This is a genomic window from Acinetobacter sp. ANC 4636, assembly GCF_054454555.1.
In genome coordinates this window covers 45,561-71,152 of the sequence record NZ_JBTKVD010000013.1, presented here as the reverse complement: position 1 = coordinate 71,152, position 25,592 = coordinate 45,561, and the positions used below count along the sequence as shown (strand labels likewise).

Genomic DNA, 25,592 nt, shown 5'->3' with positions numbered 1-25,592 from the left:
ACGAAAAAGCCCAATCAGATGATTGGGCTTTTTGATTAAATTCTCATTATGCTATTGAAATAGGCTGATATATTTGAATCTTATTTTATTCGTATCCGTAAATGCTTAAATTTATATAGGAAACTGATTTGATTCATTTACTTCCTATATTTGAGTTTAAATCTGCTTCGCTCAGATCCACTGCCTGAGAAAATATAAAACCGAGTCAATTCTTTGACTCGGTTTTATATGAAATATTGTCAACCTATTTCAGGTCATGACAAGATTTAAACCTTAGAGAATATTTTAGTATCGGCCTTGTTTCATGGCAGTTAGGTTTTCCCAAACATTGGTGCGACCTTGTTTTTGAATTTCCATCAATAAACGATCAGCAACTTGACGTTCTTCAGGGTATTTAGCTTTATAAGTTGACAAAGTTGCAAGCGCATTTTTGCGTTGTTCAAGGAATAAATAATTATTGACCGCAGACAAATAAGCCTCTTGAACACCACCTTTCATAGCTTTGTCTAAATAAGGAACAGCTTCATGCTGACCACCACCTTCAGATAAAGAGAAACCAAACCAGAAGTTTGTGGTTGGATCATTTGGATTCATCTTGATAAGGCGTTGTGCATATTTAAGTGATTTGGTGGTGTACTGTGTTCCCATATCCAAATTACGCGCCATGACGCTGACTTTAAATGCACGAACTAAAACATCATAAGATGCGTTGTCATTGCTAGCTAAAGCATCAAGCTGAACGCTAATTTCACGTAATTTTGCTTCATAACCACGGCGTTCATTACGATTTGTGAACTGTGGTGGATAGTGGCGTGCTTTTCCTTCAACAAGCTGTAAGAAATCATCAATATGTGTGACATCTAACTCATTTTGACCTGCTGATGCCGCATATTTCATGTTGGCTTGCTTATTACCAATTGTTGGTACAATGAGCTTGTTGGTATTTGCATTTTTTAAGTCAATTTCAAAGGCAGGTGGCGCAGTATAGTTAAATGGGTTCAACGCATAAAATGGCGGGCTAACCTCTGGTTCAGTAAAAACAATCGGAGTATTTTGAGAATTATTATTATTTTTTACAGCAACAGGGCTACATGCTGAAAGAAATGTTGCTGTCATCAGCATAGTTGCTATAGATTTTAATCTCATCTTGGTTTCCAATGTGGTTGATGGCAAACGATATTTTAGAAGTCTAAAAAAAAGCAAAACTGCATACAAGCACAAGCGTGTAACAGTATGCTATTCACGGTTTTAGATTTTTGACTGACGAGTCTGAGATTCACACTCGCGACGCACTTCCTCAATAATTTTCAGCTCTTCTTCACTATACGGTTGCTGTTCAGTTTGTTGCTTTTTAAAGGTCGGGTCAAGCAAAGACAAGCGCTGGCATAGTGTATTCATACGTTGCTCATTGTTTTGCATGCGATCAAGTAAAACACGAATACCTTCTAAAATTGGATCGGTTTGATCCTGAGACGCTGCATACGGTTGGAAGCCAATTTGTTCAGCATAGTCACGGCGGCGTGCCTCTTCAGCATTTTTATCTTTATCTTTAAAGATGTAGCGAGCAGGGTTGCCCACAGCAGTTACGCCTTCAGGAACTTCTTTAGTTACAACAGCATTTGAACCGACTTTGGCATTTTTATGTACGGTAAATGGCCCTAAGATTTTGGCGCCCGCGCCGACAATTACGCCATCTTCAAGGGTTGGGTGGCGTTTGCCTTTATTCCATGTCGTGCCTCCGAGTGTCACGCCATGATATAACGTCACATCATCGCCAATTTCTGCGGTTTCACCAATCACCACACCCATACCGTGGTCAATGAAAAAACGCTTACCAATTTTTGCACCTGGGTGAATCTCAATCCCTGTCACAAAGCGGCTAAAAGAGGATAAGGCACGCGCACTTCCTTTACAGTTCTTCTTCCACAATTCATGTGCCATGCGGTGCATGATCAGCGCATGAATCCCAGGATACGTTGTCAAAACTTCCAAAGTGTTGCGTGCGGCTGGATCTCGAGCAAAAACAGCATTGATATCTTCTTTGAGCTGCTTAAACATGGGGCTGATCCTCCTTATCTGTCGATTTTTTCCATTTGCCTTGGCTGAGCGCCTGTACACGGGTAAAGATACCGCGTAATAAATTATATTCCATACGGTCAAGCTGAATTCTGCCGAATAAACGTCGTAAACGTAATGGCAGTAGTCTTGGATTATTTAGATCTAAAAATTCAATTTCTTCAAGCATTTTTTCTAAATGCGGATAAAATTGTTGCATCTGTTCCTGAGTCACCAGTGGTTCATCCCAGTGCATGTCAATCTGGTTATTTACAGGCATGCTTTGCACATCGTTGTTATTGTCTTGTTGTTCGTATGCGAGCGTTGCCATCCGCAGTTCATAGCAAATAATCTGAATCGCCTGAGCAACGTTTAACACGCCATATTCTGTATTGACTGGAATAGTCACATGGTAGTTGGCAAGCGCCAGTTCTTCATTGGTCAAACCGCGATCTTCACGCCCAAAAATAATCGCAACTTCCTGTTGTTGCTGTACCACAGCTTGCAGAGCTTTTTCACTGGCAGGACGCACATCCAGCAGAGGCCAAGGAATGGTGCGGCTACGTGCACTGGTGCCAAAGACCAAGTGACAATCAGCAATTGCTTGCTCAAGCGTTTCTACAATTTCAATCTGTTCAATCAGATCGGCTGCGCCTGCAGCTAAAGCATCAATATCTGGATGCGGGTAAGTCTTTGGTGCAACCAGTACCAGTTTGCTGAGCCCCATGGTTTTCATGGCGCGCAAGGCACTGCCAATATTGGCTGGTAAAGTAGTGTTGACCATGACAATACGCACATGGTTTAAATGCGATGACACCATCGCATTATCAAAAGTTTTCATAGTTATTCCAAAATGTTACGAATACTGACTGACTTCAGCCTGATATAAATCAAGTGCTTCATCCATGCTCATGTTGGCAGGCGGAGGAGGTACATTTGCCACCTGAGCTTCTTCAAGACTGATGGCTTTAGCCGCTTTGGACTTGACGTGGTATTCCACATACAGTGCATCTTTACCGAAATAATCCCGCAGTTTACGCAAAGCATCATCTGTAGGTGCGATTTTCCAGTGATCAGCAAAATGCAGTTCTGCCTGTGCATAGCTAAAATCGAGTTTTAAGACCACAGGAATATGTTGATACTCGGGCAATTGCTTAAAGGGTTGCAACAGTTGCTGTAAATCTGCTGATAAGTTTGGGTTAAAACTGTGCTGATCAAGTTTGATCTGAATATTCTGTGCGCGTTTTTGACGAATTTCGTTGAGGTCAAAGGCTTTGGTTAAACGCGCCATCGGGCGTTCAAAGCCTTCACGCTCATAAATTTCACCTTCAATGATCACCACACGCTCATTTTGAATGATTTCTTTAAAGCGCTGGAAGCGTTCATGGTTGCAACTGACTTCAATACGGGCTGTGCCATCATCAAGCGTGATCATCATACGGTTCGGGAAGTTGGCAACATCCATCACTAAACCTGCAAATACAGTGGTTTGTCCTCGGCGGGTCGGACTCAATTCACTGATTTTACTTGGAATAAATGCTTTGAGTTCTGAGCGATACACATCAATCGGGTGACCCGTCAGGTATAAGCCTAGTGTATCCTTTTCACCTTTCAAGCGAACTTCATCTGACCACGGTTTAACAGGTTTTGTGGGCTTACGCTGAACTTCTTCGACTTCACCAAACAGATCCATAATGCCTGTTTCACGGTTTTGACGTGCCTGTTCGGCTGCTTGCACTGCTTCAGGAAGCTGTGCCATCAGGCTTGCACGTTCAATACCCAAACAGTCAAGCGCACCCGCGCGAATCAGGGCTTCGAGGGTACGTTTATTGATTTTTTTCAGGTCAATGCGGTGACAGAAATCAAATAAATCCTGATAAGGACCATCTTTTTCGCGAGACTCGATCACCGATTGCATGGCTTGTTCACCGACACCTTTGATCGCTCCCAAACCATAAACAATAGTACGTTCAGCGCTGGCATGGAAATGATACAGTGACATGTTGACCGATGGTGGAAAGACCTCTAGTCCATTGCTACGGCAGTCATCGATCAAGAACACTACGTTGTCTGTGTTCTGCATTTCCGAAGACATCACCGCCGCCATAAATTCAGCAGGGTAGTGTGCTTTTAGCCATGCAGTATGATAGGCAACCAGTGCATAGGCTGCAGCGTGCGATTTGTTAAAACCGTAGCCTGCGAACTTTTCCATATAGTCAAAGATATGGTTGGCTGTGGCTTCATCAATATCTTTTTTAGCCGCACCTTCAATAAAGATCTGGCGCTGCTTGACCATTTCTTCGGGTTTCTTTTTACCCATGGCACGACGCAGTAAGTCCGCACCACCGAGGGTGTAACCCGCGCAGTACTGTGCCGCCTGCATCACCTGTTCCTGATACACCATAATGCCATAAGTCGGTTCAAGTACACCTTCTAACAGTGGATGTAAATACTCAAACTCCCCACCGTGCATACGGTGAATAAAGTCAGGAATCAGATCCATTGGGCCTGGACGGTACAAGGATACAAACGCAATAATCTCTTCAAACTTGCTCGGGCGTGCTTCTTTGAGCATGCGCTTCATACCAACGGATTCAAACTGGAATACCGCCGTGGTGTTGGCTTCAGCAAAGATTTTATAGGCGTGAGGGTCATCTAAGGCAACATTGGAAATGAGCAATTGCTCATCTGCCGCACGGCGCTTATTGATGTTTTGAATAGCATCTTCAATGACGGTCAGGTTACGCAGACCCAAGAAGTCGAATTTGACCAGACCTGCTGATTCAACATCGTCTTTATCGTATTGGGCAACGCGGTTGGTACCATCTGCATCACAAATCACCGCAGAAAAGTCGGTAATTTTGGTTGGTGCAATTACTACACCACCTGCGTGTTTACCTGTATTTCGGGTGATGCCTTCGAGTTTCAGCGCCATTTCCCAGATTTCTGACGCATCGTCATAGTCTGGGTTAGATGGATTGGTCACTATATCTTTGAGCTGTGGTTCCATTTCAATGGCTGTGACTAAGTCCACACCGAGCGGTTTGGTTGGAACCATTTTAGAAATACGATCTGCCAAACCATAAGACTTACCCAGTACCCGCGCTACGTCACGAATTGCACCTTTCGCTGCCATCGTACCAAAAGTCGCAATTTGTGATACTGCATCGCGCCCATAGTGACGTGCAACATAGTCAATCACGCGGTCACGCCCTGCAATACAAAAATCGACGTCAAAGTCGGGCATGGACACACGTTCAGGGTTTAAGAAACGTTCGAACAGCAAATCATAACGCAGAGGATCAAGGTCGGTAATTTTTAGGCTAAATGCCACCAGCGAGCCTGCACCTGAACCACGTCCAGGTCCTACAGGGACACCGTTATTTTTCGACCACTGAATGAAGTCCATGACGATGAGGAAGTAGCCTGGAAACCCCATTTTAAGAATAATATCGATTTCGTAACGTAGGCGTTCGTCGTAAGGTTGACGTATTTCTGTCCAGTCTTCATCGCGTTTTGCGCTTGGATAAAGCTGTTCAAGGCGTTCTTCCAGACCTTCTTTGGCTAAATGCTCAAAGTAGGTGTCGATGGTGAAGCCTTCAGGAATCGGATAGTCAGGCAAGAAGTATTTGCCTAGACGTAAACTGACATTACAACGTTTGGCAATCTGGACAGTATTGTCAATCGCGCTTGGAATATCTGCAAACAGCTCAATCATTTGCTCAGCAGTTTTAAAGTACTGCTCAGGGCTGTATAGGCGTGGGCGGCGATCATCTGCTAAAACATAACCTTCGGCAATGCAGACGCGGGCTTCGTGAGCTTCAAAATCTTCTTCAGTAATAAAGTGCACGTCATTGTGTGCGACAACACCAACCTGATATTTGGCGGCAAGTTTAATTGCTTCGGAAATAAAAATTTCTTCATTTGGGCGGTTGGTGCGGGTAAGCGCGAAGTAAACCCGATTGCCAAACTTTTCATGCCATTCTTGAAACAATGGCTCAGCTTTTTGCGGATTGGACGAGCAGAGCAGTTGACCGACATCGCTGTGAATGCCAAGCAGGACAATAATGCCTTCGTTCTGATTAAGGATCCATTCTTTTTGCACACAAGGAATGTCGAGTTGTTGCCCTTCGATATAACCTTGAGAAACCAGTTCGGTAATACTGCGCCAACCGTGGTTATCGATTGCGAGTAGGGTGGCTTTATGTTCAGCATCGTTTAGGCGAATGGTACTACCTAAAATCGGCTTAATGCCTTTACCCAAGCAGGATTTATAGAATTTGACCGCAGCATGCAGGTTCGACAAGTCCGTCAATGCCAAGGCGGGCATTTCTTGTTTTACCGCAGTTTTAATCAGATCAGGTATACGAACAATCGATTCGGTAATCGAAAATTCTGTATGGATACCAAGATGTACAAACTGCTGCATAAAAACGTCCTTCGCGAAAGCAACGTTTATTTTAACATGCTATTTCTACAATATAAGCCTGTAATTTTTCTTTGTGGAAAATCTATGCAGTTTTGATAAAAAAATCCCGAAGTCAAAGGCCTCGGGATCTATGCGTCTGTTTATAAATTAGTATTCATAGAACATACGCTGAATTTCTTTGGCATCTTTGGTTTTTGTGAGTGCTAAAGCAGTCAAAATGCGCGCCTTTTGAGGGTTTAAATCATGTGCTGCAACCCAGCCGTATTTATCATCAGGTTGTTCTGCGTTACGTAACACAAAACCTTGAGGTACACGAGATGAACGCACGATTTGCACGCCTTCAGATTGTAATTTATTCAAGGTTGGTACGATGTAGTTGGCAACTGAACCATTTCCTGTACCTGCGTGAATAATCGCTTTTGCCCCTGCTTGCTGAAGTGCAAGGTATGATTGTGGCAACATGTTATCTGACCCATAGACAATACCAACTAAAGGCAAGCTGTCACCTTTGATAGATTCAATGTTGAATTCAGAAGAACTGTTGTGGCGCTTAGGGGTTTCGCGGAACCAGTAAGCTTTCCCTTCAACGACAGTGCCTAAAGCACCCCATTGGCTTGCAAAAGCATTGGTATGAATGTTGATGGTTTTGCTGACATCACGCGCAGCAAAAATACTATCATTCATCATCACCATGACGCCTTTACCTTTGGCTGAGTCTGAAGATGCTAATGCGACTGCACTATACAGGTTCAGTGGGCCATCGGCAGACATTGCGGTACTTGGACGCATTGATCCTACGAGTACAATCGGTTTATCTGTATGTACGACCAAATTCAGGAAAAATGCAGTTTCCTCCATGGTGTCTGTACCATGTGTGATCACAATACCATTTACATCTGATTTTTTAACTAAATCATTGACTTGTCGCGCAAGATTTAATAATTCCTTATCGGTAATGCTTTCCGATGCAATCTGTAAAGCTTGTACACCACGCACATTTGCCAAATCCTGAACTTGAGGAACGGCGTTAATCAGTGCATCGACAGGAACTTTTGCTGCTGTATAAGTTGCGCTGTTGGTTGAACTGGCACCTGCACCTGCAATCGTACCGCCTGTTGCAACTACAACAACACTGTTTTTGGCATAAATTGGAAGAGAGCAGGCAAGTAAGCCCATTGCTAAACCTAAAGATTTAACGGTTTTAGTCAACATCGAAAATATCCTTATGAAGTGACGAAAGTAAATGGTGTTCAAACATCCTTGCATTTAAGCGAAATACATACCATATTTAGCATGTTTAAACATTAGCCAATAAAAAGCAGTATTGAATAATATTTTGTTTTAACAAAATGACTGTGTCATTGCTTTTATTTGCGATTAATAAATAACATGGAATAATAAAAAAATCTATTAATTTTTTCTAAGTGTTGTAAAAATAATCAGCTTTTGCTCTAATTTTAAACGGTAAAATAATAAATGATGATTTATGCTTTTTATTACTGTGTAATTGATCATTTTTATATCATTCTGTTTGTATGGAAACACATCAAAGTGATTTGTAAAATCGTATAAAATTTTCTTTTGAGTGGTTTTTATATTATTGATATTTATTAAATTATTTTTAATAAAATCTATTGTAATGAATGGTGTTTATGAGGCCATGACTAGCCAATAAATTTTAAAATAAGTAATACGGACTGCTAATTTTTTTAAAAATTATTTTATTAATAATCTTGCATTGTGATATTTGGATTACTTTTAATTTTTATCATTAAAATAAATAAAACGAGTTAGTTGGATTATATTATTTATATAAGGTTGTTTAATGATTGGGTTTTAATTTTTGAGACATAAGTATAAAAATTATAAATTTGGATATTAATTAAAAATGTAAAAAAGAGCAATTTTATATAACCATCATAAAATTGCTCTGTTAAGGAGTAAAATAAATTAAGCGATATTTTGTTCTTGTTTTGGGTTAATTAATGCTTGTTCTGGAGCTTCTTCAGTTTCTGCTACCTTGTCACCTTCAAGTTTTGCGACAACAGCAGTAGCAATACTATTTCCGACAACATTGGTTGCAGTACGTCCCATATCAAGGAATTGGTCAATACCGAGTAGTAACAAGATGCCTGCTTCTGGCAAGTGGAACATGGTGAGTGTTGCTGAAATGACGACAATAGATGCTCGAGAAACACCCGCAATCCCTTTACTCGTAACCATGAGTGTTAACAAGATTAAAATTTGTTGGGTAAAACTCAATTCAATATGATAAGCCTGAGCAATAAAGAGCACTGCAAAGGTGGTGTACATCATTGAACCATCAAGGTTAAATGAATAGCCTAAAGGTAGAACAAAGCTGGTAATTTTCTTTGGTACACCAAACTTGGTGAGTGCATCCATGACTTTTGGATAGGCTGACTCACTTGATGCTGTTGCAAAAGCAAGTGTGACTGGTTCACGAATAAGTTTGCCTAAGCGAAAGATATCTTTTTTAAGCACGATTGCACCCACAGTGAACAGTACAATCCAAAGTAGGAATAAACCGAAATAGAATTCGGCAATCAAAACGCCGTAATCAACAATGAGACCTAAACCTTGTAACGTAATTGCAGATGCCATTGCAGCAAAGACTGCAACTGGAGCAAATGACATGACATAATCCGTGATGCGGAACATCACTTTGCTGAGTTCTTCTGTTAAACGGATAATCGTTGATTCTTTCCCATGGCTAACATAGGCAAGTGCAGAACCAAAAAAGATTGAAAAAACCAGAACTTGTAAAATATCATTATTTGCCATCGCCTCTGCAATACTGCGAGGAAATACATGCGTCATAAATGATTGTAGGGTAAATCCTGTTGTTGCTGGTAGAGCAGCATTGGTGACTTGTTGTGCTGTCGGCAAGACTAAATGTAATCCTGCACCTGGTTGGAGAAAATTGGCAAGTCCCATACCAATAGCCAGTGAAACGAATGACGCGGTAATAAACCAAGTCATGGATTTAAAGGTAATACTGCCTAGAGAAGCAGATTTTCCCATTGATACAATACCTGAAATAATGGTCGCAAATACCAATGGTGCAATGATCATTTTGATCAAGCGTAAGAACACATCTGTGATGATATTGAAGTAAGACGCGATTTGCTTAAGTTGCTCACCTTGATTGAAAAAATGATGGCAGATCCAGCCTGTCAAAATTCCAAGCAAAATAGCAAATACAATATACTTGAGCAGCTTTTTTTGATTCATGCGAACCTCTATCCATTTGATTCAATCACTTTCTAGAGAGTAGCGGCCTAGGAATGATTGAAAGCTTTCCTTGTAAGTTCGGTCAGTTTTACGGATTCTATTCCTGAATCTGTATCTGCTCTGACCGAATTCGGGTGTCGTAATGTTATTGTGCAGGTTGGCATTGTTGCTCGATTTTGAAGCAGTGTTAAATGCAAAAAAAGAAAGTAGTATGCATTTTTTACATAGTATTTATTGCCTATAACATGGAAAATATTAGAAATTTTAATAAATAGTAAAAATTTAACATGGGAAATAATAAAGACAATAATCGATTTTTATTTTATATATTTTTGATAAATATATAATTTATTTTATTCTTGGCTTTTGATTGAATAAATATGTTGATTAATTATGATTTATATTCGAAGAAATTGGCTTGGGTTTCATATGAAAAAAAAGCAGCGTCTAAAATAGCCGCTGCTTTTTTCATTGCATCATTTAACTTAACGTAAAGTAGCTAAGAAACGTCCCATTCGAGTGATTGCTTCTCTCAGTTCATTTTCTGCAGGTAAGAACACAACACGGAAATGATCTGGTGTTGGCCAGTTAAAACCTGTTCCTTGCACCAGTAAGACTTTCTCAGCGCGTAACAGGTCAAGCATTAACTTTTCATCGTCCTGAATTGGATATACCGTTGGGTCAAGGCGAGGGAAGCAATACATTGCACCTTCAGGTTTGACACAACTCACACCAGGAATTTCGTTGAGCATTTGCCATGCAATATTACGTTGTTCATACAGGCGACCACCTGGGCGAATCAAATCATTAATCGACTGATAGCCACCCAGTGCAGTTTGAATCGCATATTGTGCCTGATGGTTTGCACAAAGACGCATTGATGCCAGCATGTCCAAACCTTCGATATAGTCGGTTGCACGAGACTTGTCACCTGTGATTGCCATCCAGCCTGCACGGAAACCTGCGATACGATAAGCTTTAGATAATCCATTGAAGGAAATGCACAGATGATTGCCTGCTAAAGACGCTAAAGCAACATGTTCAATTCCGTCATAAATGATTTTGTCGTAAATTTCATCTGCGAATAAAATTAGATCATATTTTTTTGCAAGGGCAACAATCTGTTCCAGAATATGGCGCGGATAAACTGAACCCGTTGGGTTGTTTGGGTTAATGACTACAATCCCGCGCGTATTTGCGGTGATTTTGCTTTCCATATCCGCAATATCTGGATACCAGCTATTTTCCTCATCACATTTATAGTGAATTGCTGTACCGCCCGATAAATTGACTGCGGCTGTCCAAAGCGGATAGTCTGGCATTGGAACCAGTATTTCATCGCCGTCATCAAGCAAGCCTTGCATTGCCATGACAATCAGTTCAGATACGCCATTACCAATGTACACGTCATTGACATGCATGTTGAGAATGCCTTTTTGCTGATAATACTGGCAAATAGCTTTACGTGCGGGGAAAATGCCGCGCGAGTCTGTATAACCAATCGCATTCGGTAAATTTAAAGCAACATCGTTAATAATTTCTTGTGGTGCTTCAAAGCCAAACGTGGCTGGGTTGCCAATATTGAGCTTGATAATCTTATGCCCTTGTTCTTCCATCTCATTCGCCGCTCGTAACACTGGTCCACGAATGTCATAGCAAACATGCTCAAGTTTTGATGACTTTTTAATTTCACGTGGGGTTTGGATGGTGTTCGTCATTTTGATGGTCTCGGAAGGAGTGGGGTTCACTTTTGCATAACGATATAAATAACTTTTAAATGTTTCAGTTGTTACTAGGTCAAGGTCATGTTGATCTCTAAGTAATGTAACAATTTTTTCATGCGTAAATCCTGCCTGTTGATATTGTTTAATCACGGGCAGTAGATTTTTAAAAATAACGCTCTTTTTTTGCGACATTTTTTAATCCTAAGCAAGAATGGTTGTAAGAGTAACACTAATATTGCTTACGGAAAAGCACTTACCAAATAAAATTGCTCACCTTTATTGTTAAAATTGCTTTCTTTTTGCTTTTTTATTGTTTATACATGTTTTGTAATTTGTGAATTAAAGACTAGAAATTTTAGAATGAATAACGTAAATATAGGATTATCCTATTTTAAACAGCAAAATAGACAGGGATAGAATCATGGGAAAATTGAATAAAACACCAAGAGAATGGCAAAGAGAGTTATCGCCAGAAGAATATAGAATTACACGCCAAGCAGGCACTGAAGCTCCATTTACAGGGAAATACTGGAATACCAAACAGTCAGGAACTTATGTGTGTCGTTGTTGCGGCGCGCCATTATTTGAGTCAGATGCCAAATTTGACAGTGGTTGTGGTTGGCCAAGTTTTTATAAACCAATTAATAATACTGCAATAGAAGAACATGATGATTTGAGCCACGGAATGGTACGTGTCGAAATTGTGTGTCATCACTGCGATGCACATTTGGGGCATGTTTTTGAAGATGGCCCACAGCCAACAGGTCTACGTTACTGTGTAAATTCGGCATCTCTGGAACTAAAAACACAAGAAAAAGGCGATGAGGAAACTTATCCATGACTAAAATTTATCAATTTGAAGCAGAACGTCTAGACGGTCATATTCAGTCTATGGCCGATTATGAAGGGAAGGTGCTGCTGGTCGTCAATACTGCCAGTAAGTGTGGTTTCACTCCACAGTTTTCGGGCCTAGAAAAGCTTTATCAAAAGTATCGGGATCAGGGCCTGGTTGTATTGGGCTTTCCATGTAATCAGTTTGGTGGCCAAGATCCGGGAAGCAATGAAGAAATAGATAGCTTTTGTAAGCGTAATTATGGTGTCAGTTTTCCAATGTTTGCTAAAGTCGATGTAAAAGGCCCTGAAGCACATGCGATTTTTCGCCTGCTCACCCGTGAAGCTAAGGGAATTTTAGGTAGTCAAAGCATTAAGTGGAATTTCACTAAATTCTTGATCGGGAGAAATGGTGAGGTGCTTAATCGCTATGCACCAGCGACCAAACCTGAAAGCTTAGAGCAGGATATTGAACGCGCACTTGCTGTTACCCAATTTGCCTGAGTTCTGGTCAGATCCTCGCACGCCTTATGTGGAAACACGGCGGGCATGTGAAAGTCGTATTTGCTACAAGGCACATAGCCATCCAACGTTGTCAATTGGTGCGGTGGATGCAGGGCAAAGTATTTTTTATAGTGCTTTTACCGATGAAGTGACAATTCAGCAAGGAAGCCTTGTTGTTATTCCTGCACATATTGAGCATTCGTGTAATCCAGTGCAGCATCAGCACTGGAGTTACCAAATGTTGCATGTTGATGCAACGTGGTTAGAACAATTATCGAGTGAAGTGCATTTTTTATTGCTCGAAAAAACTCCTATGCCGCAGCTTAAGCCTTTTGTGCTACATGACTCTGTAGCTTATCAAGCTTTTTGTCAGATGAATCAGACCTTGCTTGATCCAGATGTATTAATTGCAGAAAAAGAACAAGTATTAATCGAGTGCCTCACACAGCTCTTATTTCCATATATCGACTGGCAGCAATTACCTCAACATGCTTATTTTCATCAACATTTACAAATGCTGATAACCCTTTGCCAAAATGCACAAGGTTTTTTATCTTTACAGCAACTTGCAGAGAAGATTGGTGTGAGTCGTTATGTGGTCATTCGCTTATTTAAAGCTAATCTCGGTTTAACCCCGCATTTGTTTCAGATTAATCTTAAAATTCATCAAGCTCGCCAAGCATTAAAAACAGGTGCGAAAATTAGTACACTCGCAACCGATCTGGGTTTTAGTGATCAGAGCCACTTTCATAAAGTCTTTAAGGCACATGCTGGTGTGACTCCGAAACAGTATCAGCAAGGTTTTTCTCGCACTTTTGTACAATAAAATTGTTCAGTAGTTTCATAAGCTTAAGCCACGTCAGTATTTGAGTGTGCTATGAATTTTTTTGTTGTTATTGCTGTTACGCATTTTCTTGCTTTGCTTTCTCCAGGTCCCGATTTTTTCCTTTTATTAATGACATTACTGCGTTATTCACATCGGGTAGCTTATCGAGTTGCTTGGGGGATTGCATTGGGAAATGCTTTCATTCTTGGGGTGTTGATATTACTACTTAGTACTCTTGGGCAGTTGAGTTCGGATTTCTTGTTCGGATTACGCTATGTGGGAGCGCTGTATTTGTTTTATCTTTCGGGTATCTGTATTCGCTACGCTCACCATCATTTGAAGTTAGAACAGCCAGCACATCAGCAGATGAGTGTTGAGGTGAGTTGGCGATCTTTGCTTGGAATGGGGCTGCAATCAAGTTTACTCAATCCTAAAAACTGGATGTTTTATAGTAGCTTAATGATTTTACTCCCACAGCAGACCAGTGTTGTTTATAAAATTTCCGTAAGTATCTGGATGGTGATGGTGGTTTTGATCTGGAATATAAGTGTGGTGACATGGCTGACCCAACCGCAATGGTTGCAATATCTACAGCGTTATACGCCACATATTTATTATCTATCAGGCATCTGTTTTTCTATTTTTGCTGTAGTGCTACTGTTTATTTAAAATCAATCGTTAATCCATGCGTGCCAGTTGCAAGAGGACAAAACGCTTCAGGAATATCACGCATGTAGCACCTGTACGTCATTTTCATAATATTCCTACTGTTTTTTGAATAATAACAACCATGAAACCGCATTGTAGATTGAATTTGTTGCCAAATATCATCTGTGAGTAGAGTGCGTACCATTGAAAAATATACAAATGAAAAAGAGTTAAAAAAATTTTTTAAACTTTAAAAACTAATTTAAATATGTTTATTTTTTAAGCAATTCTACATCACTCTTATAGTGATCTATTTGGTTAATCGCACTAGCTCCCCTAATTACCGAGTAACACTTATGTTTAGTGATTGGTAGTACATTATTTATTCTAATATTTTTTAATTTATAGGTTTGACTTAAGAATTTTCGCAAGTCCAAAGATGAACTTGATAATTTTATAAAGAAATAAAACTCATAAATATTCAAAAATAATAACAAGTATATGATAAATAATAATATTTATAAGTTGGCATAGCCTTTGCAAACTATTAAGCAGGGAAAGGTGAGGATGCAGTTATGCCACTACTCAATCAGGAAGAGTCCCAGTGCTATGTACATATTACCGGAACACAACGAGATCGCTTTGTCGAGTTCGAGTTTTCAATTGGTGATCCGGAGCTTGCAGTGGAAATGATTATGCCTTTTGCTGCCTTTGAGGAGTTTTGTCAGCGGCATCAGGTGAAAAACCTGAGTCATGATGAAATTGCACAGCTTGAATATGAACGGATGAAATGGCGCTTTGGATTGCCTGGAATTAATGAATAAAACAAATGTAAATGATCAGGGAGATCTTGCATGCAAATTGATATTAAAACCTCGAATGTAAAACCCATTCGAAATACCTATAAATATGTTGAGAAGCGTTTTGGCGATAAAGTCGCTTCGCGTTATCAGGAAGCCAGCTACGATATTCAGGAAGAAATTAATTTTCACTATCGTCCGTTATGGCAACCAGAACATGAAATTTTTGATACCGCACGTACCGTGATCAAAATGCAAGACTGGTATGTACTGAAAGATCCACGCCAACTGTATTACGGTAGCTATACCCAAACACGTGCGCGCCAGCAGGAAGTGCTAGAAAGTAATTTTACGTTTGTGGAAAAAAATCACCTGCTAGGCAACATTCCGGCAGCTTTATTGGAAAAAGCAGAAAAACTGTTATTGCCGCTACGTCACTATGAGTGGGGTGCCAATATGAACAACAGTTTTATTACTGGCTATGCCTACGGTGCAACGCTCACCAATGCCACCATGTTTGCCACCATGGACCGTTTAGGTTCAGCCCAGTATTTGAGCCGAATTGGTTTATTGCTAGATGGCAATCAAGGCACATCTTTAGAACAGGCCAAGCAGGACTGGCTAGGTTGTGCATACTGGCAACCGCTACGTCAAAGTATGGAACAGATGTTTGTTGTAAAAGACTGGTATGAACTGTTTATTGCACAAAATCTGGTTTTTGATGGTTATTTCTATCCGTTGGTTAAATTGATTGTTGACCGTGACTTGGTGGCACATGGTGCTGCGGCAATTAGCCTGCTCACTGCTTTTATGAATGAATGGTTTGAAGAAACACAGCCTTGGGTGAATTCAGTACTGAAAACCACTGCTGCAGAATCGGAACACAACCGTCAACAGCTTATAAACTGGATTGCGAACTGGCATGGGCAGGCACGTAGCGCAGTATTGGCTTTACTGCAAGCCTTCGATGGTGACGAAACTGATCTTGAATTGTTAGATGATCTTTTCGCTAAACGTCTAAGCAAAATCGGACTGAATCTGGTGGAGGTTGCAGCATGAGCACCAATGTATTTATGGCTTTTCAAACCAATGACGACACCCGCCCAATTATTGAAGCGATTGAACAGGATAACCCACAGGCCAAAATCGAATATTTCCCTGCGATGGTGAAAATTGATGCTCCAGGACAACTGGTCATTCGTCGGGATTCAGTGGAAGAGTTGTTGGGACGTGCTTGGGACTTGCAGGAAATTCATATCAACCTGATTAGTATTTCCGGAAATATTGAAGAAACTGAGGACAGTTTTACCGTGGGCTGGTTCAGATAAACCGTCAGAACACCAACAATCACGTATGGATAGCAATAAATAAAAATGGAGTTGTCACATGAATGTGCAAGCTAACAAAGTAACAGATACCACACGAAAATTAAGTCTTAAAGATAAATATGGATTGATGACACGTGGTTTGGGTTGGGAAACCAGTTATGTCGATATGGACGAGGTGTTTCCTTATGACAAATTCGAAGGCATCAAAATTCATGACTGGGATAAATGGGAAGACCCGTTCCGTTTGACCATGGATGCTTACTGGAAATATCAGGCAGAAAAAGAGCGCAAACTGTATGCCATTATTGATGCCTTCTCGCAAAATAATGGTCATTTAAATGTGACTGATGCACGTTATATCAATGCCATTAAACTGTTTTTAACGGGCGTAACACCCATTGAATACAATGCTCATCGTGGCTTTGCCATGGCAGGACGCCAGTTACGCGGTGTAGGTTCGCGTGTTGCTTGCCAGATGCAGGCGATTGATGAATTACGTCATTGCCAAACCCAGGTGCATACCTTAAGTCATTACAACCGTTATTTTAATGGTTTCCACTCTTGGCCACAGAATTTTGACCGCTTGTGGTATCTGTCTGTACCGAAGTCATTTATTAACGATGCCATGACCGCAGGTCCATTTGAATATCTGGTGTCAATTTCCTTTTCCTTTGAGTATGTGCTGACCAATTTGCTGTTTATGCCATTTATGTCTGGTGCTGCTTTTAATGGTGATATGGCTACAGTGACCTTTGGTTTCTCGGCGCAATCTGATGAAGCCCGTCATATGACGCTGGGCCTAGAAGTGATTAAATTCTTGTTGGAACAAGATCCAGATAACGTACCAATCGTACAGAAATGGATTGATAAATGGTTCTGGCGTGGTTACCGCTTGTTGACTTTGGTGGGCATGATGATGGATTACATGCTGCCGAAGAAAATCATGTCTTGGCGTGAAGGCTGGGAAATCTATTTCGAGCAAAGTGGCGGTGCATTATTTGCTGACCTTGAGCGTTACGGCATTCGCAAGCCGAAATACTGGGAAGATTCAGTCAAGGAAAAAGACCATATTACCCATCAGGCTTGGGCCATGTTCTATCAATACTGCTGGGGAACTGGCTTGCATGCCTGGTTGCCAACCGAAGAAGAACAGGCTTGGTTATCGAAAGAATATCCAAACAGTTTTGATGCAATCTATAAGCCACGTTTTGAACACTGGAAACAGCAGGAAGATGCCGGAAAACGTTGGTACAACACCAGTTTGCCTTGTTTATGCCAAACCTGTCAGATTCCAATGATCTTTACTGAAGTGGATGATCCGCTTACTCGTCGTCAGCGTGAAAGTATCTATAAAGATGAAAAATATCAATTCTGCTCGGATGGCTGTAAAGATATTTTTGATAATGAACCAGAAAAATATGTACAGGCATGGTTGCCAGTACAGCAAATCCTCAAAGGTAAAGCAGGTGGACCAGGAATTGAAGATGTGGTGCGCTGGTCATATGTCGAGCCGGGGGTAGATTCCGGTGCTTATGAAACATCACCTGATGCTGCCAACTGGGCGAAATGGAAACAGAACGGTTCATAGTCAACCGATTTAATCGCCAATCTCTAGATCCAATAACAATAGGGTGATGTCAAGGAATAGACATCGCCAAAGGAGAGTTTTATGTCTGTAGTTGCTTTAAAGCCAAATTATGTCGGTGTCGTACGTGATGCCAAAGACCAGTTTAACGGTCAGCAAGTGTTGTTTATTGAATGGCTTGGTCATCTTAGCATCAGCGCCCCGATTGCCATTTTAGTCGATGCTCATCAGCATTTCAGTGATTTTATTGAGCAGGTCATGGGGCAGACCGTGTTTGCCAGCCATCCGGATTGGGCAAAAATTGACTGGTTAAATGTGCAGTGGTTCTTTGAAGGACAAACCTTAACTTACGATCAAGATTCAACTTTTGAAAATCTGGGCATTAACCATAAAAGCTATCTGCGTTTGCGCACTCCTGATTTAAACGGAATTTAAGGAGAAATCTGATGAGCTATGAAGTAACGATTGAGCCTTTAGGTCAAGTCATTGAAGTGGAAGAAGGTCAAACCATTTTGGATGCTGCCTTACGTGCAGGTGTGTGGTTGCCACATGCCTGCGGGCATGGTCTGTGTGCCACCTGTAAAGTGGATGTGGTGGAAGGTGAGGTGGATTTGGGTGAGGCTTCTCCATTTGCCCTCATGGATATGGAGCGTGCGGAAGGTAAAGCTTTAGCATGCTGTGCGATTCCACAGTCTGATCTAACCATTGAAGTGGAAATGGACGAAGACCCAGATGCCAGAGCCATTCCACTGCGTGACTTTGAGGCAACTGTTGAGTCAATTGTGGAACTGACGCCGACCATTCGTGGCATCTTCTTGCGGGTTGCAGAAGATGTGGATTTTCAGGCGGGTCAATATATCAACTTATATATTCCTGGCTTGCCCGAACCACGTGCCTTTTCAATTGCCAGTGCGCCATCGCAAGCAAACTTGATTGAATTGAATGTGCGTAAAGTGCCGGGCGGTGTTGGAACAGGTTGGCTACATGATGACTTGAGTGTTGGTCAGACACTTAAATTCAGCGGGCCACTGGGACGTTTCTATCTGCGTCATTCTGACCCGAAGCCCGTCATTTTTATTGCTGGTGGTTCAGGACTGTCCAGCCCGAAATCCATGATTCTGGAACTGCTGGAAGCGGGTGATCAACGCAAGATTACCCTGCTGCAAGGCGCGCGAAATTTTGCCGAATTGTATTACTACGACTTTTTCACTGAGCTTGAAAATCGGTATCCACAATTTCGTTACATTCCGGTGCTTTCCGATGAAACTGACGGCAGTGATTGGCAGGGTGAGCGTGGTTTTGTCCATGAAGCTGCTGGGCGCGCTTTTAACGAAGATTTCCGCGATCACAAAGCTTATTTGTGTGGGCCGCCACCCATGATTGAAGCATCAATCCGCAGTCTGATGCGTGGCCGTTTATATGAACGTGATATTCACATGGAAAAATTCCTGAGCGCTGCCGATGCTGCCAATCAGGCAACGCGCAGCCCACTATTCAGGAATATTTGAATAAGGAGCTGAGCAATGCACCTGATTCGATTACACAGCAGTGATGAACAGTTTCACTGCCATTCCGGTCTGAGTTTGCTGGATGGCATGAAAAGTCTGGCACGTAAAGGCATTCCAGTGGGGTGCCGTGGCGGTGGGTGTGGCATCTGCCGCGTGCAGGTTCTGCAAGGCAATTACCAATGCAAGCGCATGAGCCGTGAACAGGTGAGTGAACTTGAGCAACAGACAGGAATTGCCTTGGCTTGCCGTATTTACCCAGAAAGTGATTTGGATGTCACCTTTCTGGGGCTTAAAAACAGTACAAAAAATGGAAATACACAATAGGGAAGAACACAATGAGCAAAAAATCAGTTTCACGTCCAGGTCATGTAGAACTTCGTGTGTTGGACTTGCAAGATGCAGTCAATCATTACGCCAATGTACTGGGTTTGATTGAAACAGCACGGGATGATCAGGGACGCGTTTATTTAAAAGCCTGGGATGAGCATGATCACTATTCGCTGATTTTGCGTGAAGCAGAAAGCCCTGGGCTGGAATGCATGGCTTTTAAGGTTGTGAATGAAGCCGAATTAAAACGCTTAGCTCAGGCATTGCAGGATTATGGCGTCAGTATTGAATGGCGGCCAGCAGGTGAAAATCTGGCAACTGGAGAGCGTGCCCGTTTTATCACGCCAACTGGCCATGTGATTGAACTTTATGCGAATAAAGAAATCTACGGTAATGGCATGCCAACCACCAATCCTGGTGTTCAGGCGCAGAACCTGAAAGGAATTCACCCAAGCCGACTTGATCACTGTGCCTTAATGGGCGATGACGTCGCTGGCAGCTATCGTCTATTTACCGAAGTATTGGGCTTTGACCTGACTGAACAGGTGGTAGATGGCGATACCATGATGGCTGCATTTTTGTCCTGCAGTAATAAGCCGCATGATGTGGCTTTTATCTTCACACCAGACAAAGGCAAGATCCATCACATGTCTTTCTTTGTTGATTCCTGGGCACAAGTGCTATCTGCTGCTGACACCATTGCCAATCATGATGTGCCACATGAAATTGGCCCAACCCGTCACGGTATTACCCGTGGTGAAACGCTGTATTTCTTTGATCCGTCAGGTAATCGCAATGAAGTCTTTAGTGGCGGATATATCTGGTATTCCGATCGTCCCGCGTTGACATGGACAGCAGATGAACTGCCTAAAGCGATTTTCTTTCATGAGCGCAAGCTGAATGAAACGTTCTTTAACGTCATGACCTAAAAACAACCGCAGAAATAATGAATCAGGAAGATAGAAAATGAATGTAAGTGTAAATCCGGAAATTGCTAATTCGATTTTAACTGGTGGCTTTTCAACAAATTACCATGATATGGGCAGTGGCGAACGCACCATCCTGATGGTGCATGGTTCAGGTCCTGGAGTGACAGCATGGGCCAACTGGCGTCTGGTGATGCCTGAATTGTCCAAACAGGCACGTGTTATTGCGCCAGATATGCTCGGTTTTGGTTATACCGAACGTCCTGATGGCGTGAGCTATAACAAGGCGGTCTGGGTTCAACAGGTCAAAGACCTGCTGGATGCACTGGATATTGATCAGGTCGATCTGGTCGGAAATTCATTTGGTGGCAGTATCGCGCTGGCATTTACGATCGCTTATCCGGAACGGGTGCGACGCCTGGTATTGATGGGTAGTGTGGGTGTGCCATTCCAGATCACTCGAGGTCTGGATAATGTTTGGGGTTATGAGCCTTCTTTCCAGAATATGCGCAAGTTGATGGATGTTTTTGCCTATAGTCGTGAACTGATCACTGATGAACTCGCAGAGTTGCGTTATCAAGCCAGTATTCGTCCAGGTTTTCAGGAGTCATTTTCTGCCATGTTCCCTGCACCGCGTCAACGTTGGGTCGATGCTTTGGAAAGCCCAGCAGAACTGATTGAGTCGTTGCAACAGCCAACTCTCATTATTCATGGGCGCGATGATCAGGTCATTCCATTACAAACATCATTGACATTATTAAAACTCATTCCACGTTCTCAACTGCATGTCTTTGGTCAATGCGGTCATTGGGCGCAAATTGAACACAATGCCCGTTTTAATCGATTAGTCAGCGATTTCTTCAACGAAGAATAAGCGGCTTTTGGTCTAAGGCAGGATCGCCTTAGACCAACCATGACAACATAAAGGATGTGACATGAATAAAAAACTCATTTTAGCGAGTGGGCTGGCACTTTTTTCTAGTGTAGTAAACGCGACAGAAAACGGGACTGATACTTTCGCTTTAGGCGCAGAAGGTGTACTCGCAGGCGCATTGCCACCACCAGGGCTGTATTTGCTGTCTTACTATCAGCATTATCAGGCTTCAGAGTTTGTAGGTTCAAAAGGGCAAAGCATCATTCCGAACTTTAATCTTGAAGCAAATGCTGTAGTGCCCCGTTTCGTCTGGATGACAGAACAAAAAGTTTTTGACGGGCAACTTGGGTTTTATGCAGTACAGCCTCTAGTTAATGTAGATTTGAAAATTAATGGTCAGAAGGCGAGTGAGGCAGGGTTAGGAGACTTTATTTTTGCACCGATGCTGGGTTGGCATCAGGGCAATCAACATTGGGCGGCTGCAATAGAAGGAGTTTTTCCTACAGGAGATTATAAAGCCAGTCGCATGGCAAATATCGGCAAAAATTACTATACCGTACGCCCGATTTTAGCCTACACCTACCATCAACCTCAAGGTTGGGATATTTCGACCAAAATTTCTTACAGTATAAATAGTGAAAATAAAGACACGCATTATCAGTCAGGTAATTATTTTGCGGCTGACTATGCAATTGGTTATCAATTTTATCCCAGTTTAACGCTAGGCGTTGAAGGGTATGCATTTAAGCAGCTAAGTAGTGATGAAGTGAATGGTGAAAAGATCGCATTTAAAGGTCAAAGCCTTGCTTATGGTCCAGCGATTCATTATCAGCAGAAAGGCTGGTCAATTGAAGCTAAATACTTAAAAGAAACGAATGTAGAAAACCGCCCGGAAGGCGACAGCACTTGGTTAAAACTCGTCTGGACTTTTTAGGAAACCTATTATGCAACAAGCTACTATTCATTCTCATGCCGAACAGCTACGTTTAGCTGCTCAAAATATGCTGACCTGCCCCCCTTTACGTGAATCTTCAACGCTGCAAGGAGACGATCGTATTCAACTGGCATATGCGATTCAGCAACATAACATTCAGCAGCAGTTGAGTCAGGGTGCACGTATCGTCGGGCGTAAAATTGGCCTGACATCACGCAGTGTTCAGCAACAGCTGGGTGTCGATTCGCCAGATTATGGCTGCCTTTTTGCACACATGGCCTATGCAGATAATGATGAAATTCAGATCCAGAACTTATTACAGCCCAAAATCGAAGCAGAAATCGCATTAGTCCTCAAACAGGATCTGACGCATCAGCAACACACTCTGGCTGATATTCTAAGTGCTACCGATTATGCAGTGGCTGCTTTAGAAATTGTCGATAGCCGAATTCAAAACTGGGACATTTCTTTGGTCGATACGATTGCCGATAACGCATCCTGTGGTTTGTTTGTTTTGGGCAGTCAGCCTAAGCCCTTAAGTGAATTAGATTTAATTAACTGCAATATGCAGTTATTTGAAAATGATATTCCGATTTCACATGGGCAAGGCAAAGCGTGTCTGGGTAATCCATTGATTGCGGCCTGTTGGTTGGCTGATCGAATGGTAGAACTTGGCACACCTTTACGTGCTGGAGATATCGTACTCACAGGTGCGCTTGGGCCAATGGTGCCTGCAAAAGCGGGTGCAACCTATCATGCGATTGTTGAAGGCTTGGGCCAAGTTCGCATCCATTTTACCCAATAAGAGACTTGAATATGAAACAACAAAAAATTGCCGTGGCTATTATTGGGTCTGGAAATATCGGCACCGACCTCATGATTAAAATTATGCGTTATTCCAAACATCTTAAAGTTGCAGCAATGGTCGGAATTGACCCTGCATCTGATGGTTTGGCGCGTGCAGCACGTTTGGGTGTAGAAATTACTGCCGACGGGATTGAAGGTCTTGTTAACCTCCCGAATTTTGCAGATATCCGGATTGCTTTTGACGCAACTTCAGCAAATGCCCATTCAAAACATAATGCCATTTTACAACAGTATGGCATACAGGTTATTGACCTCACGCCTGCTGCGATTGGGCCTTATGTCATTCCAGTGGTCAATCTGGAAGAGCATCTGGATGCGCCGAATATCAACATGGTGACTTGTGGTGGACAGGCCACAATTCCAATGGTGTATGCCGTATCTCAAGTCGCACAAGTGCATTATGCAGAAATTGTGGCTTCGATTGCCAGTAAGTCCGCAGGACCAGGTACACGCGCCAATATTGATGAGTTTACCGAAACAACGTCTACCGCAATTGAGCAGGTTGGCGGGGCGAAAAAAGGCAAGGCGATTATTGTTCTGAATCCTGCGGAGCCACCTTTAATTATGCGTGACACGGTTTACTGTCTGGTGGATGAACAGGCGAACCAACAGACGATTCGTCAATCTGTAGAGCAGATGGCACACAAAGTACAACGTTATGTGCCAGGTTACCGTTTAAAACAGGATGTGCAGTTTGAACTTCTCACTCAGGATCATGCAGTTCATATTCCTGATCTTGGAAAGAAATCAGGTTTAAAGGTGTCGATTTTTCTGGAAGTAGAAGGTGCGGCTCATTATTTACCTGCTTATGCGGGTAATCTGGACATTATGACCAGCGCAGCTTTGGCAGCAGCAGAGCAGATTGCTGAAATTAAAATCTTAGCAAAAACAGCTATGGAGATCTAACAGATGTTTGATTATAAAAAGAAAATATACGTTTCGGATGTTACATTACGCGATGGAATGCATGCGGTTCGCCATCAATATAGCCTAGAACAAGTGAAAACCATTGCACGTGCTTTAGATGCGGCTGGAGTGGATAGCATTGAGGTGGCTCATGGTGATGGTCTACGAGGCTCAAGTTTCAATTATGGTTTTGGTGCGCATAGCGATCTGGAATGGATCGAAGCAGTTTCCAGTCAGTTGAAACATGCTCAGGTTGCGACCTTGCTGCTACCCGGGATCGGGACTGTACATGATTTAAAATCTGCATATGATGCAGGTGCACGTATTGTCCGAGTGGCGACCCATTGTACAGAAGCTGATGTTTCTAAACAGCATATTGAATATGCCCGCAAGTTAGGCATGAATACAGTGGGTTTCCTAATGATGAGTCATATGACTACGCCACAACAGCTTGCTGAACAGGGCAAACTGATGGAAAGTTACGGTGCCCAGTGTGTCTATGTGGTCGACTCAGGCGGTGCCATGAATATGTATGATATTGCCGAACGTTTTAAAGCACTTAAAGACAGGCTTGATCCTGCAACGGAAACCGGTATGCATGCCCATCATAATTTAAGTTTAGGTGTAGCAAACAGCTTGGTCGCGCTAGAGCATGGTTGTGACCGGATTGATGCCAGTCTCACTGGCATGGGAGCAGGTGCAGGTAATGCCCCACTCGAAGTCTTTATTGCAGCAGCAGACCGCATGGGACTCAAGCATGGCTGTGATGTAAAAAAACTGATTGATGCTGCTGAAGATATTGTACGTCCGTTACAAGAGCGCGCAGTACGAGTCGATCGTGAAACACTGGCTTTGGGCTATGCTGGAGTTTATTCGAGCTTTTTACGCCATACTGAAGCTGCGGCTGCAAAATATGGCATTTCTGCTTTCGATATCTTGGTTGAGCTGGGTAAACGCCGCATGGTCGGTGGGCAAGAAGACATGATTGTTGATGTTGCCTTAGACATGTTAAATCAAGTCAAAGCTGCGTCTTAATACAGAGGTATAGCATTAAATCTATTCATCCCTACTTCAAAACGATTTTTGAGTAGGGATTAAACCGAATTTATAAAAACTAAATCTATTATTTCAAAAGATTTTTATTAAAAACTAAACAATTTCTAAATCTAAAAGAAAAATTCTTCACTTTGAAATGAAAGAACGAGATACTCTAGTCTGAGAGCTAAAAATTTAAAATATTGCTGATGGTCGGCTGCTACTCATTTATT

24 protein-coding genes are annotated in these 25,592 nt (G+C 42.1%); 17 read left to right on the top strand and 7 right to left on the bottom strand.

Annotated features, from left to right (window positions below; all coding sequences use genetic code 11):
* Positions 1-285: 285 nt before the first annotated feature.
* The 7 genes from ACX1N5_RS13265 to ACX1N5_RS13235 all read right to left on the bottom strand — a co-directional run bounded on the left by ACX1N5_RS13265 (position 286) and on the right by ACX1N5_RS13235 (position 11,652).
* Positions 286-1,146, bottom strand: a complete 861-nt coding sequence (locus tag ACX1N5_RS13265; RefSeq protein ID WP_131381681.1) for an ABUW_2363 family tetratricopeptide repeat lipoprotein — start codon at positions 1,144-1,146, stop codon at positions 286-288.
* A gap of 102 nt (positions 1,147-1,248) precedes the next feature.
* Positions 1,249-2,058, bottom strand: coding sequence for a serine O-acetyltransferase (cysE, locus tag ACX1N5_RS13260; protein WP_004752340.1), 810 nt, complete (start codon positions 2,056-2,058; stop codon positions 1,249-1,251).
* Entirely contained in the window at positions 2,051-2,896 is an 846-nt protein-coding gene (locus ACX1N5_RS13255; protein WP_458802649.1) for an RNA methyltransferase, read from the bottom strand. Before ACX1N5_RS13255 ends, cysE begins: the two co-directional genes overlap by 8 nt.
* 15 nt (positions 2,897-2,911) lie before the next feature.
* Positions 2,912-6,484: a DNA polymerase III subunit alpha gene (gene dnaE / locus ACX1N5_RS13250; RefSeq protein WP_458802647.1), complete on the bottom strand. Its 3,573-nt coding sequence runs from the start codon at positions 6,482-6,484 to the stop codon at positions 2,912-2,914.
* Positions 6,485-6,631: 147 nt separating this feature from the next.
* Positions 6,632-7,696 (bottom strand): type II asparaginase, encoded by a 1,065-nt coding sequence (locus tag ACX1N5_RS13245; RefSeq protein WP_131381677.1) that lies wholly within the window; start codon positions 7,694-7,696, stop codon positions 6,632-6,634.
* A 738-nt stretch (positions 7,697-8,434) separates the two neighbouring features.
* Positions 8,435-9,736, bottom strand: a complete 1,302-nt coding sequence (locus ACX1N5_RS13240) for a dicarboxylate/amino acid:cation symporter (protein ID WP_458802645.1) — start codon at positions 9,734-9,736, stop codon at positions 8,435-8,437.
* A gap of 485 nt (positions 9,737-10,221) precedes the next feature.
* Entirely contained in the window at positions 10,222-11,652 is a 1,431-nt protein-coding gene (locus ACX1N5_RS13235) for a pyridoxal phosphate-dependent aminotransferase (protein WP_458802643.1), read from the bottom strand.
* A gap of 229 nt (positions 11,653-11,881) precedes the next feature.
* Here ACX1N5_RS13235 and msrB point away from each other — a divergent pair, with 229 nt between their 5' ends.
* From msrB to dmpG, 17 genes are all read left to right on the top strand, one after another.
* Positions 11,882-12,301 (top strand): peptide-methionine (R)-S-oxide reductase MsrB, encoded by a 420-nt coding sequence (gene msrB / locus ACX1N5_RS13230; protein WP_004752329.1) that lies wholly within the window; start codon positions 11,882-11,884, stop codon positions 12,299-12,301.
* A complete protein-coding gene (locus ACX1N5_RS13225; protein WP_004752327.1) occupies positions 12,298-12,795 on the top strand; it encodes a glutathione peroxidase in 498 nt (165 codons plus the stop codon). Before msrB ends, ACX1N5_RS13225 begins: the two co-directional genes overlap by 4 nt.
* The gene (locus ACX1N5_RS13220) at positions 12,773-13,621 is read left to right on the top strand and encodes a helix-turn-helix transcriptional regulator (RefSeq protein WP_458802667.1); all 849 of its coding nucleotides are present in this window, start codon (positions 12,773-12,775) and stop codon (positions 13,619-13,621) included. The genes ACX1N5_RS13225 and ACX1N5_RS13220 overlap by 23 nt, the downstream gene beginning before the upstream one ends.
* Positions 13,622-13,672: 51 nt before the next feature.
* On the top strand, positions 13,673-14,290 hold the full coding sequence (locus ACX1N5_RS13215) for a LysE family translocator (RefSeq protein WP_458802640.1): 618 nt from the start codon (positions 13,673-13,675) through the stop codon (positions 14,288-14,290).
* 554 nt (positions 14,291-14,844) lie between these two features.
* Positions 14,845-15,093, top strand: coding sequence for a phenol hydroxylase subunit (locus ACX1N5_RS13210; RefSeq protein ID WP_004752319.1), 249 nt, complete (start codon positions 14,845-14,847; stop codon positions 15,091-15,093).
* Between the two features lie 30 nt (positions 15,094-15,123).
* Complete coding sequence (locus ACX1N5_RS13205; protein WP_458802638.1) at positions 15,124-16,128, top strand: aromatic/alkene monooxygenase hydroxylase subunit beta; 1,005 nt, start codon at positions 15,124-15,126, stop codon at positions 16,126-16,128.
* Positions 16,125-16,397: an MmoB/DmpM family protein gene (locus tag ACX1N5_RS13200; RefSeq protein WP_004752315.1), complete on the top strand. Its 273-nt coding sequence runs from the start codon at positions 16,125-16,127 to the stop codon at positions 16,395-16,397. Before ACX1N5_RS13205 ends, ACX1N5_RS13200 begins: the two co-directional genes overlap by 4 nt.
* Before the next feature lie 58 nt (positions 16,398-16,455).
* Positions 16,456-17,985 (top strand): aromatic/alkene/methane monooxygenase hydroxylase/oxygenase subunit alpha, encoded by a 1,530-nt coding sequence (locus ACX1N5_RS13195; RefSeq protein ID WP_458802636.1) that lies wholly within the window; start codon positions 16,456-16,458, stop codon positions 17,983-17,985.
* Positions 17,986-18,066: 81 nt separating this feature from the next.
* Positions 18,067-18,417 carry a phenol hydroxylase subunit P4 gene (locus ACX1N5_RS13190; protein WP_458802634.1) on the top strand — a complete coding sequence of 117 codons (351 nt, stop codon included), beginning with the start codon at positions 18,067-18,069 and terminating at the stop codon, positions 18,415-18,417.
* 11 nt (positions 18,418-18,428) lie between these two features.
* Positions 18,429-19,490, top strand: a complete 1,062-nt coding sequence (locus ACX1N5_RS13185) for a 2Fe-2S iron-sulfur cluster-binding protein (protein ID WP_458802632.1) — start codon at positions 18,429-18,431, stop codon at positions 19,488-19,490.
* A gap of 15 nt (positions 19,491-19,505) precedes the next feature.
* Positions 19,506-19,814: a 2Fe-2S iron-sulfur cluster-binding protein gene (locus ACX1N5_RS13180; RefSeq protein ID WP_131389871.1), complete on the top strand. Its 309-nt coding sequence runs from the start codon at positions 19,506-19,508 to the stop codon at positions 19,812-19,814.
* Positions 19,815-19,825: 11 nt separating this feature from the next.
* A complete protein-coding gene (locus ACX1N5_RS13175) occupies positions 19,826-20,746 on the top strand; it encodes a catechol 2,3-dioxygenase (protein WP_458802630.1) in 921 nt (306 codons plus the stop codon).
* A 37-nt stretch (positions 20,747-20,783) separates the two neighbouring features.
* Complete coding sequence (locus tag ACX1N5_RS13170; protein ID WP_458802628.1) at positions 20,784-21,617, top strand: alpha/beta fold hydrolase; 834 nt, start codon at positions 20,784-20,786, stop codon at positions 21,615-21,617.
* A gap of 61 nt (positions 21,618-21,678) precedes the next feature.
* The gene (locus ACX1N5_RS13165; RefSeq protein ID WP_458802627.1) at positions 21,679-22,551 is read left to right on the top strand and encodes a SphA family protein; all 873 of its coding nucleotides are present in this window, start codon (positions 21,679-21,681) and stop codon (positions 22,549-22,551) included.
* Between the two features lie 7 nt (positions 22,552-22,558).
* Positions 22,559-23,356: a 2-keto-4-pentenoate hydratase gene (locus ACX1N5_RS13160; protein WP_458802665.1), complete on the top strand. Its 798-nt coding sequence runs from the start codon at positions 22,559-22,561 to the stop codon at positions 23,354-23,356.
* An 11-nt stretch (positions 23,357-23,367) separates the two neighbouring features.
* The gene (locus ACX1N5_RS13155) at positions 23,368-24,324 is read left to right on the top strand and encodes an acetaldehyde dehydrogenase (acetylating) (RefSeq protein WP_458802625.1); all 957 of its coding nucleotides are present in this window, start codon (positions 23,368-23,370) and stop codon (positions 24,322-24,324) included.
* A 3-nt stretch (positions 24,325-24,327) separates the two neighbouring features.
* Entirely contained in the window at positions 24,328-25,359 is a 1,032-nt protein-coding gene (gene dmpG, locus ACX1N5_RS13150) for a 4-hydroxy-2-oxovalerate aldolase (protein ID WP_458802623.1), read from the top strand.
* Positions 25,360-25,592 lie beyond the last annotated feature (233 nt).